The sequence below is a fragment of the Kitasatospora griseola genome, from assembly GCF_014648555.1.
GTDB lineage: Bacteria > Actinomycetota > Actinomycetes > Streptomycetales > Streptomycetaceae > Kitasatospora > Kitasatospora griseola.
Window position 1 is genome coordinate 1 of the sequence record NZ_BMRI01000008.1, and the last position, 14,875, is coordinate 14,875.

14 protein-coding genes are annotated in these 14,875 nt (G+C 73.2%); 5 read left to right on the plus strand and 9 right to left on the minus strand.

The genetic code is table 11. The features are described 5' to 3' along the window. The 4 genes from IEZ12_RS12415 to IEZ12_RS12430 form a co-directional block, all read right to left on the minus strand. The coding region (locus tag IEZ12_RS12415) for an ALF repeat-containing protein (protein ID WP_189272107.1) at positions 1 to 1,061 on the minus strand (1,061 nt) is incomplete at its 3' end. A gap of 118 nt (positions 1,062 to 1,179) precedes the next feature. Next, on the minus strand, positions 1,180 to 2,361 hold the full coding sequence (locus IEZ12_RS12420; protein ID WP_189272108.1) for an ALF repeat-containing protein: 1,182 nt from the start codon (positions 2,359 to 2,361) through the stop codon (positions 1,180 to 1,182). 331 nt (positions 2,362 to 2,692) lie between these two features. Further along, entirely contained in the window at positions 2,693 to 3,367 is a 675-nt protein-coding gene (locus IEZ12_RS12425; protein ID WP_189272109.1) for a hypothetical protein, read from the minus strand. A gap of 460 nt (positions 3,368 to 3,827) precedes the next feature. Beyond that, on the minus strand, positions 3,828 to 4,271 hold the full coding sequence (locus tag IEZ12_RS12430; RefSeq protein WP_189272110.1) for a MarR family winged helix-turn-helix transcriptional regulator: 444 nt from the start codon (positions 4,269 to 4,271) through the stop codon (positions 3,828 to 3,830). A 94-nt stretch (positions 4,272 to 4,365) separates the two neighbouring features. Here IEZ12_RS12430 and IEZ12_RS12435 point away from each other — a divergent pair, with 94 nt between their 5' ends. Further along, on the plus strand, positions 4,366 to 4,710 hold the full coding sequence (locus tag IEZ12_RS12435) for a DoxX family protein (protein ID WP_189272111.1): 345 nt from the start codon (positions 4,366 to 4,368) through the stop codon (positions 4,708 to 4,710). 427 nt (positions 4,711 to 5,137) lie between these two features. Here the strand turns inward: IEZ12_RS12435 and IEZ12_RS12440 are convergent, their stop codons facing one another. After that, the gene (locus tag IEZ12_RS12440) at positions 5,138 to 6,184 is read right to left on the minus strand and encodes an LLM class F420-dependent oxidoreductase (RefSeq protein ID WP_189272112.1); all 1,047 of its coding nucleotides are present in this window, start codon (positions 6,182 to 6,184) and stop codon (positions 5,138 to 5,140) included. A 110-nt stretch (positions 6,185 to 6,294) separates the two neighbouring features. Here IEZ12_RS12440 and IEZ12_RS12445 point away from each other — a divergent pair, with 110 nt between their 5' ends. The 3 genes from IEZ12_RS12445 (at position 6,295) to IEZ12_RS40020 (ending at position 9,909) form a co-directional block, all read left to right on the plus strand. Continuing rightward, on the plus strand, positions 6,295 to 6,693 hold the full coding sequence (locus IEZ12_RS12445) for a hypothetical protein (RefSeq protein ID WP_189272113.1): 399 nt from the start codon (positions 6,295 to 6,297) through the stop codon (positions 6,691 to 6,693). Between the two features lie 140 nt (positions 6,694 to 6,833). Further along, complete coding sequence (locus IEZ12_RS12450) at positions 6,834 to 7,814, plus strand: aldo/keto reductase (protein WP_043911461.1); 981 nt, start codon at positions 6,834 to 6,836, stop codon at positions 7,812 to 7,814. Between the two features lie 28 nt (positions 7,815 to 7,842). Beyond that, positions 7,843 to 9,909: a helix-hairpin-helix domain-containing protein gene (locus IEZ12_RS40020; protein ID WP_268250249.1), complete on the plus strand. Its 2,067-nt coding sequence runs from the start codon at positions 7,843 to 7,845 to the stop codon at positions 9,907 to 9,909. Positions 9,910 to 10,122: 213 nt separating this feature from the next. Here the strand turns inward: IEZ12_RS40020 and IEZ12_RS12460 are convergent, their stop codons facing one another. After that, positions 10,123 to 10,725 (minus strand): hypothetical protein, encoded by a 603-nt coding sequence (locus IEZ12_RS12460; protein WP_100584738.1) that lies wholly within the window; start codon positions 10,723 to 10,725, stop codon positions 10,123 to 10,125. 352 nt (positions 10,726 to 11,077) lie between these two features. Between IEZ12_RS12460 and IEZ12_RS12465 the strand changes: the two genes are divergently transcribed. After that, positions 11,078 to 11,287 carry a DUF5703 family protein gene (locus IEZ12_RS12465; RefSeq protein WP_043912690.1) on the plus strand — a complete coding sequence of 70 codons (210 nt, stop codon included), beginning with the start codon at positions 11,078 to 11,080 and terminating at the stop codon, positions 11,285 to 11,287. Between the two features lie 117 nt (positions 11,288 to 11,404). Here IEZ12_RS12465 and IEZ12_RS40370 read toward each other — a convergent pair whose 3' ends face one another. The 3 genes from IEZ12_RS40370 to IEZ12_RS12480 form a co-directional block, all read right to left on the minus strand. Further along, complete coding sequence (locus tag IEZ12_RS40370; RefSeq protein WP_308431029.1) at positions 11,405 to 12,418, minus strand: chaplin; 1,014 nt, start codon at positions 12,416 to 12,418, stop codon at positions 11,405 to 11,407. Positions 12,419 to 12,778: 360 nt separating this feature from the next. Then, positions 12,779 to 13,021: a chaplin gene (locus IEZ12_RS12475; RefSeq protein ID WP_189272115.1), complete on the minus strand. Its 243-nt coding sequence runs from the start codon at positions 13,019 to 13,021 to the stop codon at positions 12,779 to 12,781. Between the two features lie 206 nt (positions 13,022 to 13,227). Continuing rightward, positions 13,228 to 14,550 (minus strand): M20/M25/M40 family metallo-hydrolase, encoded by a 1,323-nt coding sequence (locus IEZ12_RS12480; protein ID WP_043911451.1) that lies wholly within the window; start codon positions 14,548 to 14,550, stop codon positions 13,228 to 13,230. Positions 14,551 to 14,875 lie beyond the last annotated feature (325 nt).

Below are 14,875 nucleotides of genomic sequence, written 5' to 3' on the forward strand. Positions count from 1 at the left end.
CCGTCCAGACCGGCCAGGAAAGCCTTCGCCCCATCCACCCCGAGCGCCTGCCCGGCAGCCTCGTCGAGGGTGAGCGAGCTGCCCGGCCGGATCAGCGTCTGGAGCACCTTCCGCCAGTTGGCGTCGTTGGCCTTGGCATTGGCCGTGTCCCGGGCCTGCGCCTCGCCCAGGTCGGTGAGCAGGAAGCTGCGGAGGTAGGCGGGGTCGTGCGAGTCCAGGACCCGGTTCGCGGCCTCGCGGACCTCCGGCCCGCCCATCGACATGGCCTGGGCGATCATGATGCGGGCACTGGTCTCGTCGATGGTGTCCAGATCGGCCAGGAAGGCCTTGAGCTCGTCCGCGTCGAGTACCCGAGCGGCGGCCTCCTTGAGCGTCAGCGTGCTGCCCGGGCGGATCATCTCGTGGAGCACCTTCCCGCGGCGCTCCTTGGCGACCAGCTCCGGCCACTCGACCTCCAGGAAGTGGTCGATCGCCGCGTCGTCACCGTCCAGCGCCTTCTGCCCGGCCTGCCAGATGGGGGTGCCCTGCCCGGTCGTGTCGATGATGCGCAGGACCTGGATGCGCTTGTCGTCGCGGATGATCCTCGGCATCTCGACGTCCAGGAAGTGCCGGATGTCCTCGGCAGTGCCGTCGAGCGCCGTGCTGGCCCGCTCCTGGAAGTACCGGCTGTGACCCGGCTCCGCCATCACCCTCAGCAGCCGCACCCGCAGGTCGTCCAACTCCTGCGAGGAGCTGCCACCGGGCGCGGGCGCGGTCCCGCCCGGCGCGGGCCTGCCGGTGCCCGGGTCCGTCGCCGGCGTCTCGGGGGCAGGCGTCTCGGGGGCGGGCGTCTCGGGGGCGGGCGTCTCGGTCGCCGGCGCCTCGGGGGCGGGCGTCTCAGCAGCCGGGGCCTCCGCGGCCGGGGCTTCGGGGGTCGGCGCGTCCGTGGCCGGGACGTCCGGCTGGGACTGGCCGGTCGGCGTGGGTGCGGTGTCGGCCAGGGCCGGCGCTGCGCCGAGGGCGGTGGGCGCGGAGACCGCGGCGACGAAAACAGCAGCGGCGATCGAACGGCGAATGCTCAAAGTCTCCCCTGGTGACAGGTTTCGGGTTGTCGCCGCACACGCGGGCGGTGGAAGAAGGAGGAACCGCGGGGCGGCCGTCCGGAGAGCGACCACTCTGCCGGACTCGACCGACAAAGCGTCAGGACTGCTGCCGACGGCGTCGGGCGGCCACCAGCGCGGCGCCCAGAGCCACGGACGTGGCGCCGGCGGCGGTGATCGCACCGAGCGGGGCGTCGACGCCGGTGGACGCGAGGACGCCCGTGGCGGTGGTGGTGTCGGTGGTGGTCACCGTGGTCGTGGTCACCGTGATGGTGTTGGACGCCTGGGTGACGCCGGTGCCGTTGCTGCCGCTGTTGCCGTTGTTGCCGGTCTGCGGGTGGTTCTGCTGCTCCTGCGCGGCGGCGTCACGGGCCTGCGCCTCGGCCAGGCCGACCTCCAGGAAGGTGCGCAGCGCCTCGTTCGAGCCGTTCTCCAGGGCGGCCAGGGCGGCCTTGCGGACCTCGGGGCCGCCGACCTCGATCAGCCGGGAGATCCGCAGCTGGTCGTCGTCGTGGCGGAGCTGCGGGAGCCGGGCGATGAAGTGGATGAGCTCCTGGTCCTTGCCGTCGAGCGCCTCGTTCGCGGCGTCCCGCAGGATCCGGGTGATGCCCGGCTCGTTCAGGATCCGGGCGACCTTCACCCGGTACTCGGTGGCGAACGACGGCCAGACGGTGGTGAGGAATCGGTCCGCGTCCGCTTCCGTGCCGCCTTCGAGCGCCTCCTGGGCGGCCTGCCGGAGCGGACTGCCCGGCTCCGAAAGGCTCAGGATCTGCGAGATTCGGACGTACTTGTCCTGGACCAGGATCTGCGGCATGTCGACGTCCAGGAATTTCCTGACGTCGTCGACGGTGCCGGCCGCGGCGGCCTTCGCGTGCTCGTAGAAGTACTTGCTGTGGCCCTTTTCGGCGATCGCCCTGCCGAGCCGGTCGCGCAACTCCTTCTCGACCGCCGCCGGATCGGCCGGAGCGGGCTCCGCAGGCCCAGACTCGGCCGGGGCAGGCTCGGCCGGCTTGGGCTCCGCCGGGGCAGGCTCGGTCGGAGCAGGCTCCGGGTTCGCAGGTGCCGGGTCGGCCGGCGTGGGGCCCGCCGGAGCGGTCTCCGTGGGTGCGGGCTCCGTGGGCGCAGGGTCGGCCGGTGCCGGCTCCGCGTCCGACACGACGACGTCCGGCTGGGACTGTCCGGTCGGCGGGGTCTCGGCCATGGCCTGTCCGGCACCGAACGCGGTGGGCGCGGAGACGGCGGCCACGAATATGGCAGCGGCGACCGAACGACGGATGCTCAAAATTCCCCCCAGAAAAGGACATTCGCGCGCAGATCATCACCGCGGCGGACTCACACGGCGACGAACGCGAGCGATCGTACCGGAACCTTATGCCCCGTCAAAATGATTTCTTTCCTGGCTTTTGACTGTGATCGACCATCCCCACACACCCCGGAATCGGCACAGGAGCCCGCCGGCCAGGCCCTGGGCGAGGCCGGCGGGCTCCTGTGCGTCGGCGCCCGTGCGGAGGGCGGTGATGCGTGCGTCGAGGGTCCAGCCGAAGGGGGCCGGATTCGTGCCGTGACGCGTTCCTACGCCGCGCCGGCGGAGGAGCGCGGCACGGGCGGCGGGGTCAGACCTTGACGGTGAAGGGCCCGGCGTGCGTGCCGTCCTGCCGGTACTCGTGCCAGCTGAGGGTGCAGGGACCGGCCTGCGACAGGAGGGTGCGGTCGCGGGAGTGGACGATCCGTCCGGTGCTGAAGCTGAGGAGCGGACTGTTCTGGTCCAGGTTCAGGAAGTCGTTCCGGGGCACGCCGTTCACGGTGAGCCCCGTCATGAGGACCATGCCGACCCCGAACGGGACGAAGGCGATCCACTCCGGATGCTGGGCGTAGAGGATCGAGTCCCGCTCGTTGCCGTAGCCCATCCCCTCCGGGCCTCCCGGCCGGCCGACGACCACTCCCAGTCCCTGGCCGGCGCTCATCAGCGGGTACCTGGCAGTGTCGACGGCCTCGTGCTTCCCCACCGGGGAGGCGGTGATGTCGATGCCGCCGTAGCGCACGCCCTGGAGCTCCGTGCCGGTGGCGAAGGAGAGGCCGACGGCGACCGACTCCCCGGGGCCGACCGGGTCGAGCTTGCTCTCGTTGCGGTCGGTGCTCCGGGTCTTGAAGAACCCGGCCGACGATGCGGTCCTGACCTCCAGCCAGGTGCGGGACGTGTCGTTGGTGATCGTGACGGTGCCCGCCCGCCCATCGGGCACGGGCGCGGGCGCTGTCGGGATCAGCAGGGCAGGTCGGTCGAATTTCATTGTCCCCCCAGGGATTTGACGATTCGTCATGGCGGCGTCCCGTGCGGAAGTCATTCCAGCGTGTCGCGGCGTCGCCCGGCAAGCCGTCCCCCACCAGCCGTCCCCGGCACACCTGACCGACCAGGCGGGACGAGCGTTCCCACCCCGGGTCGCTGCTTCCCGCCGTCGGGCAGCCGCACGCGCATGAATCCGTACGCGGGCCACCTCCCGCCACAACGAGCCCGCGGCCTCCTGCCGGTCGCGGGTCCGGGTGTTCCGATACTCCACCTGGGCCATGAACAGCTTGAGTGTGAACTCCTACTCCTGCTGCGGGACGTTCAAATCCCAGCACCCGGCCTGGTCAGCAGCGAGCAGCGCCCGCAGCCGTCGTGCGACGTCACGGGGGCGTCGTCGGTACTGGTCGTGGAGGGTATGTGTGCCGGGACACCCGACCCGAGGCGGGTCGAGGGCCCGGTCGGCGTTACTCGCTGCACTCGCGGGTGGCCGGGTCCACCATGACGCGGTCGAGCAGGTTGCGCAGTTGGGCCTGCTCCTCGGCGCTGAGGTCACCGAAGAGTTCGCGCTCGGCCGTGCTGACCTCCTGGTCGATGCGCTCCAGCGCCTGCCGACCGGCCGGAGTGATCTCCACGATGTGGCGCCGCCGGTCGGCGGGATCGCGGCGGCGCTCGCACAGCCCGGCGGACTCCAACTCGTTGAGAACGGCGACCAGTTGGCTCGGGTCGACCTCCATCGCGGCGGCCAGTTCGCGCTGACTGGTGGCGCCGGGGGCAAGCCGCACCAGAGTCATCGCATTGCGCGGATGCAGCCCGGCGACGGCCAGCGCGGCGCGAATGCGGGTGCCCGCGAGCTCCCCGCGGAAGGAGAGGAGGAAGCCGAGGCGGTCGATCGGGTGTGCAGCTGCCATGGCGTCCACCGTACACAGCGGCCACATTATGGAGGTCGACAAATCATTGATACGGTTCAATGGTTTCTCTGCCACCCACCATTGGATGTGCTCCATGTTCACCGGTTACGTCGTCGTCGCCGCGCTGCTCGCACTCGGCCTGTCCGCCTCAGCCCTCCTGACCTTCACCCGGAACCCGCAGGTCACGGGCAGCATGGCCAAGGTGGGCGTGCCCGACTCCTGGCTGCCCTGGCTCGGGACCGCCAAAGCGGCGGGCGCGCTCGGTCTGCTCGCCGGCCTGTTCGTCCCGCCGCTCGGGGTGGCCGCCGCGGTGGGCCTGGTGCTCTACTTCGTCGGCGCGGCCGTCTCGCACCTGCGCGTGAAGGACTACGCCGTGGCGCCGGCCGTTGTGCTCACGCTGCTCTCGGCGGCCGCACTGGTGCTGCGTGCGGCAGCCTGACGCCTCAGGGGCCCCCTGGGCGGCCCGCACGTCCTCGGGAGTGCCCTTGTGGGGCCGGGGCCGATCGTCACCGACGGCCGGGGCTGCCGACGCGGGGCAGGTCCAGGGCGGTGCACGCTCCGGGTGCGCCAAGGCGGGCCGCTGCGGACGCTGCACGCCCGCCGTGCGGCCCGGCTTCGGTCGGATGAACGGATCGGACGCGCCGGCCAGCTCTGCCGTCCACCCACCCGATGATGTGCCCGCCCTCGCGCGCCGCTGCGTCGGGGATCAGGTCGCGCTGCCGCGCGGGAGCGGCGGCGGACGCCCAGCAGGCTGCGCCCGCAGCCGTCGTACCGCGGCACGGGTGCGTCGTTGGTGCTGGTCACAGTGGGCAGGTGCTTCCTGAGGGCTGGACGGCTTGCCCGAACCCGGCCCCCGGGGAGACGTGTCAGGCGAGGCCGGCGCGTTCCAGGGCGTCGACGCCCGTGCGGAGGGCGGTGATGCGTTCGTCGAGGGTCCAGCCGGAGGGGGCGAGGGTGAGGGTGGTGACGCCGGCGGCGGCGTAGGCCTGCATGCGGTCGGCGATGCGGGCGGTGTCGCCAAGGAGGGCGGTGGCGTCGATGAAGTCGTGGGGGACGGCGGCGGCGGCGCCGGCCTTGTCGCGGGCGAGGTAGCGGGTCTGGACTTCGTCGGCGGCCTGCTCGAAGCCCATCCGGCGGGCAAGTTGGCTGTAGAAGTTCTTCTCCTTGCTGCCCATGCCGCCGAGGTAGAGGGCGGTGTAGTCGCGCAGGGTGTCGGCGGCGGCGTGGATGTCGTCGCCGACCGCGATGTTGACGGTCGGGCAGAGGTCGAAGCCGTCCAGGGTCCGGCCGGCCTTGGCGCGGCCGGCGGCGAGGGCGTCGACGGAGAGCGCGGCGTGTTCGGGGGCGAAGAACAGGCCGAGCCAGCCGTCGGCGATCTCACCGGTGAGTTCGAGGTTCTTCGGGCCCATGGAGGCGATGTAGATCGGCAGGTGTTCGCGCACCGGGTGGACGGTGAGCTTGAGCGCCTTGCCGGGCCCGCCGGGCAGCGGCAGCGTCCAGTTGGCGCCGTCGTGGACCAGCCGCTCGCGGGACATCGCCTTGCGGATGATCTCCACGTACTCGCGGGTGCGGGCCAGCGGCTTGTCGAACTTGACGCCGTACCAGCCCTCGGAGACCTGCGGGCCGGAGACGCCGAGGCCGAGCCGGAAGCGGCCGCCGGAGAGGGTGTCGAGGGTGGCGGCGGTCATCGCGGTCATCGCGGGGGTGCGGGCGGGGATCTGGAAGATCGCGGAGCCGACGTCGATCCGCTCGGTCTTCGCGGCGACGTACGACAGCACGGTGGCGGCGTCCGACCCGTACGCCTCGGCGGCCCAGCAGACCGCGTAGCCGAGCCGGTCGGCCTCCTGGGCGACCGCGATGTTGTCGGCGTCCAGGCCGAGTCCCCAGTAACCGAGGTTGATGCCGAGTCGCATGTGCCCGCTGCCTTCCAGTCGGTGGTGCGGCGAGCGTAGCCCCCGTGCCGACCGCCTGCTACCGACCGGTAGAAGTGTCGTGCGCCACACCTTCCTGACATGCTGCCGGGGTGCCGAAGAAGCGACCGCCCGCCACCACCTTCGCCGACCTGGTGGCGGCCATGCCCGCACCGCCGGAAGACGAACCCGAGGTCCGCCACAACCCGATGCCCGTCGCCGACGGCGGCTTCACCGACATCGACGGCTGCCACTGGCGCCTCGCCCGCGGGCCGCTGGACGTCCGCCGGGCCAAGCGGCTCGCCGTCACCGCCGACCGGATGACGATGGGCGAGGAGTACGACGAGCGGGCCCGGTTCTGGGTCCCGCGCCTGCTCACCCCCGAGGAGCGCCCGGGCGCCTGGCTGCGGGCGCGCGCCGGGTACGACGCCGCCGCGGATCCGCGCCACGAGGCGTACGAGTTCGCCGACGCGGACGGCCGCGTCCTGCTGTACATCGCGACCTACTGCTGAGCGCGCGGCACGCGGACACGTCGGCCGAGCGGGTCGTCCCCGGTGGCAGGGGGTTTCGCCGCTAATCTCGCAGCACGTGGGGGGCACCGCCCCCGACCTGCGCCGTCCTGCGCGGCGCAGCACGGTTGACGGAGGGCGCGATGGAACAGCGACGTCTCGGCCGCACCGGCCTGCGGGTCTCCCGACTCGGCCTGGGCACCCTCACCTGGGGTCGGGACACCGACGAGCACGAGGCCGCCGAGCAGTTGAAGGCCTTCGTGGACGCCGGCGGCACCCTGGTGGACACCGCCGACGTGTACGCGGACGGCGGCGCCGAGTACCTGCTGTCCCGGCTGACGGACGGTCTGATCCCGCGCTCCGAGCTGGTGATCGCCACCAAGGCCGGCGCGCTGCCCGGCTCCCCCCGCCACGACGCCTCCCGCGGCCACCTGTTGAACGCCCTGGACGCCTCGCTGCGCCGGCTCGGCACCGACCACGTCGACCTGTGGCAGGTGCACGCGTACGACCCGGCCACGCCGACCGAGGAGACCCTGCACGCCCTCGACCTGGCGGTGGCCTCGGGCCGGGCCCGGTACGCCGGGGTCTGCCAGTACAGCGGCTGGCAGCTCGCCAAGTCCGCGGCCTGGCAGCACGCTTCGCCCGGCCGCACCCCGCTGGCCGCCGTCCAGCTCGAGTACTCGCTGCTCCAGCGCGGCATCGAACGCGAGGCGCTGCCCGCCGCGCTGGACGCCGGGGTGGGCCTGCTGGCCTGCTCGCCGCTCGGCCGGGGCGTGCTCACCGGCAAGTACCGGCACGGCGTGCCGGCGGAGTCGCGCGGCGCCGCCCCGCACCCGGCGGGCTCGGTCCAGCCGTACCTGGGCGAGACGTCCCGCCGGATCGTGGACGCGCTGGCCACCGCCGCCGACGGCCTGGCGTCCACGCCGTTGAAGGTCGCCCTCGCCTGGGTGCGCGACCGCCCCGGCGTGTCGGCCGCCCTGCTGGGCGCCCGCACCGCCGCCCAGCTGCAGTCCTCACTGTCGGTGGAGGCGCTTACGCTTCCGGGTGAGATCCGCGCTGCCCTGGACGACGTGTCGGCCCCGGTGCACCGCTACCCGGACCAGGGTTGGACGGAGCTGTCGTAGCCGTCCGCCCGTTGAAGGAGCCTTCCGCATGACCACCCCCGAGGAGAGCCCGGCCCCGGCCGCCGAGCAGCACGCCGGTACCGTCGCCGCCCTCGCCGAAGCGATCCGCGCGGTCGGCCGGAGCGGCCAGAGCGACCCTGACGCTTCGTCCGCCGACGCGCCGCCCGCCGACGGCCCGACCTCCGACGGCCCGACCTCCGACGCCCAGCGCAAGGCCGCGCTGACGGCCGTCGCCGAGGTGCTGGCCGCCGGCGGCGCGCCCGCGCAGCTGGCCCCCGTCGCGGTCGCCGAGCTCGGCGAGGGCGCGGCCGAGGAGCTGCGCGAGGACCCGTGGGCGGTGCTCTCGCTGCCCGGCGTCCGCCCCGAGCACGCCGACGGCTTCGCCCGCGGGCTGCTCGGCCCCGACGCGCAGCCCGGCGACCCGCGGCGCGCCCAGGCGCTGGTGGCCTGGCTGCTGGAGCAGGCCGCGCTGCGCGGGCACTCCGCGCAGGAGCTCGGCGAGGTCTCCGAGGCGCTGCGCGCCCAGCACGTCCCCGACCCGGCGGGCGCGCTCCAGGCGGTGCTGGAGGACGGGCGGGTGATGCCGTTCCAGGAGGAGCTGCCGATGCCGCCCGGCAGCCACGACGAGGACGAGGAGCCGCCCGTCCGCACCCTGCTCGCCCTGGAGCGCCTCGCGCTGGCGGAGGAGAGCCTCGGCGAGGGCCTGGTCCGGCTGCTGTCGACCTTCACGCCGGGCGAGGACACCGAGGACGCCGAGGACACAGCGGCCGCCGAGGACGCGGAGCACGCCGGGGACGTCGAGGACGCCGACGCGGCGGACAACGCACCGGCGGAGCCCGCCGAGGGCGTCGACGCACCGGCCGGGGGCGAGGCGGCCGCTGAGGGTCCGTCGGCCGACGCCGCCCCCGTCCAGCCCGGCCCGGCAGCGTGGGAGGCTGCGGCCGCGGCCGCCCCGTCCCGGTCCGCGCAGGAGCTGGTGCGCACCGTCGCCGAAGCCGGCCTGGTGCTGCACACCGGCGGCGAGGCGGCCCGGGCCGAACCGGCCGCGCTGCTGCACACCGCCGCCGGGCTCGGCCTGCGGGTGTGGGCGGCGACCTGGACCGGCCAGGGCCGCGACTCGCTGGCCGCACTGCTCCCGGACGACTCCCCCGCCGCCGGGCGGATCGGCACGCTGGCCGAACTGCTGTACGGCACGCAGCTGCCGCGCGCGGTCGACGGCACCCTGCCGCTGGACGTGCTGGTGGTGCTGGACGCCCCGCTGCTCGACGTGGAGACCGCCGCGACGCTGCTGGAGGCGCTCGCGGACGGCACCCGGCTGGTGCTGTCCGGCGACCCGGGCGGCCTGTGGTCGGCCGGCCCGGGCCGGTTCTTCGCCGACCTGCTGGCCGCCAAGGCGTGCCCGGCGGTGGCGTCCCGCACGCCGGACTTCGGGCCGATCGGCGAGCTGGTCTCGGGCATCGGCATCGGCGAGCTCCAGCCGGTGGACGCCCCCGACAAGGAGGTGGTGATCCTCACCGCCAAGGACGGCGGCGAGGCCGTGCACCGCGCCGTGCAGCTGCTCACCGACTCCATCCCGCGCGCACTGTCGATCCCGTCCGAGCAGACCGTGCTGCTGACGCCGGGCCACGGCGGCCCGGCCGGCACCCGGGCGCTGAACGCCGCCGCCAAGGCCAGGCTGAACCCCGGCCCGGGCCGCTTCGGCGGCTTCGACCCGGGCGACCGGGTGGTGCACTCCCCCGCGCTGGGCGTCAACCTGCCCGCGCGGGTGCTGGACGGCGACGCGAGCGGCCTGCACCTGGAGCTCGCCGACGGCGGGCGGCTCACGCTCAGCCCCCAGCAGGCCGCCAAGCTGCGCCACGGCTGGGCGGTGACGGCCCACCAGGCGGTCGGCCGGCGCTGGCCGGCGGTCGTCGTGGTGCTGCCGGAGGACGCGGCCGGGCAGCTCACCAGGCAGTGGGTGTACTCGGCGTTCGGCCGGGCCGAGCGGCACCTCTCGGTGGTCCACGCAGCCGGCCCGGCGCTCGCCCAGGCGGTCGCCGAGCGCGCCGCCGCGCCCCGCACCACCCGCCTGCGGTCGGTCCTCACCGACCAGTAGCGGAGCAGTGACCGACCGGCCGCCGGTCAGCAGCCGGTCAGCGACCGACCGGCGGCCGATCGGCCGAAGCACGTCGAAGGGCCCGGGACGACAGGTACGTCGTCCCGGGCCCTCTCGTCGGTGGCGTCCGGTCGCTTCTGGCGTCCGGCGTTTCGGCTTCACCGGCCCGGCGGCACCGGGCCGGTGTCATCCCTCGGACGGGATGACGGTCCGTCAGTCGTCCAGCTCGTCGTCGTAGACCTCGCTGACGTCGAAGCGGCAGATCAGCAGCTCCGGGTCGGCGCCCTCGAACGGCTCGGGGAGCCACTCGCCGGGCTCGGCGGGGTCGGTGGCCGACACCCACAACGTGGAGTCGCCCTCCTCCAGGCCGAACTCCTCGGCCCGGGCGGCGATCTCGTCCGGCTCGTACTCGCCGAACAGCACGCCGATCGCCGCGGTCACCTCGGACTCGCCGCCCCCGCCGGGGGTGAGCGTCTCGTCGACCCGTTCGGCCTGGGCACGCAGGCGCTTCGGGTCGGCGATCAGGTAGTCGCGGCGGATCAGCACGCTGATCGCCTCGGGCTGTTCGGGGCCCTGGTAACCGGCCCCCGGCTCGTCGCCCGGGATCTCGAACGGGGTGACCTCGTCGTAGACCTCGTAAAGGATCTGGTCGTAGGCAATGGCGGCCGCCGCGAGCTCCTCGTAGGCGTGGACGACGACCGGATCGCCGGGCTCGGTGGAGCTGGAGACGGCCTGCAGGTGGCGGTCAATGGCGGCCTTGACCGCCTCTGCGGCGGCCCGTACCTCGGTGATGGTCAGCTGCGCGGCATCAGACATGGTGCAGACGCTATCCCCACCTGGCGACGACACGCACAGCGGTTGTCACCTACAGCCGTGAAAACCGGGCAAGTTCACCCTGGATGTCCGATCTGCGGCTTTCTGTCACCGAGATTCCCGGGGCGCACCGGCCACCGGGCCCGCCCGAACCGGCCTGATCGGCGCACGCGTCGAACGCGCATCGGCGCGGTCCGGGGCGGGTATCCGTACCGGAAGGGAAAACTGATTGACGGTCAGTTCCGACCCCGGGAAGGCTCGTCCTGCCGCCCGGGACGGATCGGACCCGAACCGGCCACCGGTCGGCGGCGCGCCGTAGGCTTGCAGGCAGCACAGCAGCGGAGGAGAAGTCTTGATTCCTACCAAACCGGTCCGGCTTCCGGAGTACGAGTACCAGTCGCTTCGTCTGCCGCGCGGCACCTCCCGCAACGCCGCGCGCCAACTGCTCACCGACCACGCCGAGTACGGGCAGTGGGAGCTCGACCGGCTCCGGCTGTACCCCGACGGCAGTCGGACGGTCCGACTGAAGCGGCGCATCATCCGGCAGGTCCGCTCCACCTGGTAGCGCGCATGCCCGCGCCCGGGCCGCCCCGTCGCATCGGCGGTGGGGCGGCCCGGGCGCGGGCGTTCTCCGGCGTCGTCCCCCGGCCCGGGCTCCGGTCCGGGGGCTGTCCGGTCCGGCTCAGCGGCGGCCGGCGAGGGTCCGGGAGCGGCGGTACAGCACGCCGCCGCCGAGCATCAGCAGCAGGCCGGCCGGGGCGAGGATCTCCAGACCCTCCGCGCCGGTGGAGGCCAGTTCCCCAGAGGGGGCACCGGCCGCGTGCGAGCCCGGGGGGGACGACTGCCCGCCGACCGGGACGACAGTGCGCCCCGGCGGGGTGACCGGCGGCGTGACCGGAGGGGTGACCGGCGGCGTGACGGGCGGGGTGGTCGGCGCGCACTCGCCGCCAGGCGGGGTGGTCGACGCGCACTCGCCGCCAGGCGGAGTGGCCGGCGGGCACTCACCGCCCGGCGGGGTGGTCGGCGCGCACTCGCCGCCAGGCGGGGTGGTCGGCGGGCACTCGCCGCCCGGCGGGGTGCAGGCCGGCGGCGGCGTCTCCTCGACCGGGACGGGCGGCTGCGGTGTGACCTCGTTGACGCAGGTGTTGCCGAACGCCGGGTTGCCGAGGCCGATCACGTCGATGGTGTTGCCGCACGCGTTGACCGGCACGTCGACCGGCGCCTGCGCCTGGTTCCCTGAGATCACGCCCGGCGAGTTGCTGGCCACGCCGCCGGCCGAGGAGCCCGCACCCGACGTCCCGCCCGCCGACGTTCCGGTCGGGACGGAGCCGCCGGTGTTGGAGCCGGAACCGCCGGTCGAGCCCCAGCCGCCGGTGGAGCCCGAACCTCCGGTCCAGCCCGAACCACCGGTGGAACCCGAACCGCCGGTGCCGGAGCCGGTCGAGCCGGACCCGGTGGTGCCGGCTCCGGCGCCGGTGGAGCCCGAGCCGCTGTGGTTCGCGCAGTTGTTGCCGTAGGCCGGGTTGAGCAGGCCGACCACGTTGATGGTGTTGCCGCACGCGTTCACGGGGAGCTCCACAGGGACCTGCACCGCGTTGCCCGAGCCGACGCCCGGCGAGTTCGCGGCCACGCCGTGAGCGTCGGCGATGGCGTGGGCGTAGCCCGCGGTCGAGGCCAGCACGCTGCCGGTGGCCATGGCCGTGAGGAGGCCTTTCCTGGCGACCTGTCGCATTGACTCCCCTTGTTTCCTAGTCCGGTGGACTGATGAACCGACTTCCGATGACTTCCGCATTCCGCCAGTCGGGACCGCTCATCGATCCGATAGTCGGAATTCCGTGCCGCATTTGCGGCAGCACTACGTTCAACGACCCTTGGCGGTGAAGGTTGAGCCGGTTGCAGTCAGTTCATCCGATCGGGTGAGGTCTGCCCTATGCCGGGAACCGTGACGTTCACCCGGACGAGAAAGCCCACAGGTGCGCCCGCCGACTTCCGCCCGACATGCGAAAGCCCCCGCCCGACCCGGAGGTCGCACGGGGGCCCGAATTCAGGGAATCCGTCAGAAGTTCGCGCAGTGGTTGCCGAACGCCGGGTTGAGCAGGCCGATCACGCTGATCGTGTTGCCGCACACGTTGACGGGGACGTGCACCGGGATCTGGATCAGGTTGCCGGAGAGCACGCCCGGGGAGCCGACCGCGGAGCCTTCGGCGTGCGCGCCGCCGTGCGCCGAGGCGACACCCGCGCCCGCGAGCAGCAGACCACCGGTGGCGGCGGCGACGGCAGCGATCTTCTTGGCCTTCATCTGTTCTGTTCCTCCTGGTCGTTTCCAGCCCGTTCCCCCGGGCTGCACACGGATGAACGAAGGCCCGGCACCCGGGTTGCGGGGCCGGGCCGACATTCACCCGTTGAAGTGATCAAGCGAACAGCTGATCGCCATCTCTCACGCTCGACTGCTTCTCATATTTCCTGGATGTGCGGATTTCCTCTCGGATCACGGGTGAGCCGGTCTCAGGCCAGGTCGATGAACCGGTCCAGCACCCGGACGCCGAACTGCAGGCCGTCCACCGGCACCCGCTCGTCCACGCCGTGGAACATGCCGGCGAAGTCCAGCTCGGGCGGCAGCTGGAGCGGGGCGAAGCCGAAGCAGCGGATGCCCAGGTCCTGGAAGGACTTCGCGTCGGTGCCGCCGGACAGGCAGTACGGGACGGCCCGGGCGATCGGGTCCTCGGCGCGCAGCGCGGTCTGCATGGCCTCGACCAGCGGGCCGTCGAAGCTGGTCTCCAGCGCCTTGTCGTAGTGCAGGCTCTCCCGCTTCACGCGCGGGCCGAGCACGCTGTCCAGCTCGGCCAGGAACTCCTCCTCGTAGCCGGGCAGGAAGCGGCCGTCCACGTGCGCGGTGGCCTGGCCGGGGATCACGTTCACCTTGTAGCCGGCGCCGAGCATGGTGGGCTGGGCGGTGTTGCGCAGGGTGGTGCCGATCATCTTGGCGATGCCGCCGAGCACCCGGAGCGTCTCGTCCATGTCCTCCGGGTCGAGCCGGACGCCGAGGGCGTCGGAGAGCTCGTCCAGGAACGCCCGGACGGTCTTGGTGATCCGCAGCGGGAACTGGTGCCGGCCGAGCCGGGCCACCGCCTCGCACAGTTCGGTGATCGCGTTGTCGTTGTTCTCCATCGAGCCGTGGCCGGCCCGGCCCTCGACGGTCAGGCGCATCCAGTGCATGCCCTTCTCCGCCGTCTCGATCAGGTACAGCCGGGCCTGGTCGTTGACGGTGAAGGAGAAGCCGCCGACCTCGCCGATCGCCTCGGTGACGCCCTCGAACAGCTCGGGGTGACGGTCCACCAGGAACCGGGCGCCGTAGGTGCCGCCGGCCTCCTCGTCCGCGAGGAACGCCAGCACCAGGTCGCGCGGGGGCTTGCGGCCGGTGCGCAGCCGGTCGCGGACCACCGCGAGCGTCATCGCGTCCATGTCCTTCATGTCGACCGCGCCGCGGCCCCACACGCAGCCGTCGGTGATCTCGCCGGAGAACGGGTGCACCGTCCAGTCGTCGGCGTTGGCCGGCACCACGTCGGTGTGGCCGTGGATCAGCAGGCCGGGCCGGGAGCGGTCCTCGCCCTCGATCCGGACCACGGTGGAGGCCCGGCCCTTCGCCGACTCGAAGATCTGCGGTTCCAGCCCGAACTCGGCGAGCTGCTCGGCGACGTACTCGGCCGCCTTCCGCTCCCCCGGGCCCGACCCGTCACCGTAGTTGCTGGTGTCGATCCGAATCAGGTCACGGCAGATCTCGGCGACCTCTGACTCGGCCGTCACCGCGCGCTCGCTGCCCACACTCATCGCTCCCACCTAGTCTCGGCCCGCCCGGCGCGGCTGCGGCCCGCGCCGCCCCGACCCGGCCGGGAGCCGCGGGCGCCATTCCGCCATCCTCCCCCAGCACCCGCCCGGCCCCAAGGGCGCACCCGTCCGCACTTCCCGGTTTCGAAGCCCCGAACCACCCCGCCGCCCCCGGTTTTGGGTCTACCAGGCGATCTTTGCTACTGTTGTCCATGTCAGCGCGGGGGAACACCCCGCAAAGACAACACCCCGTCCGGGTGGCGGAATGGCAGACGCGCTAGCTTGAGGTGCTAGTGCCCTTTATCGGGCGTGGGGGTTCAAGTCCCCC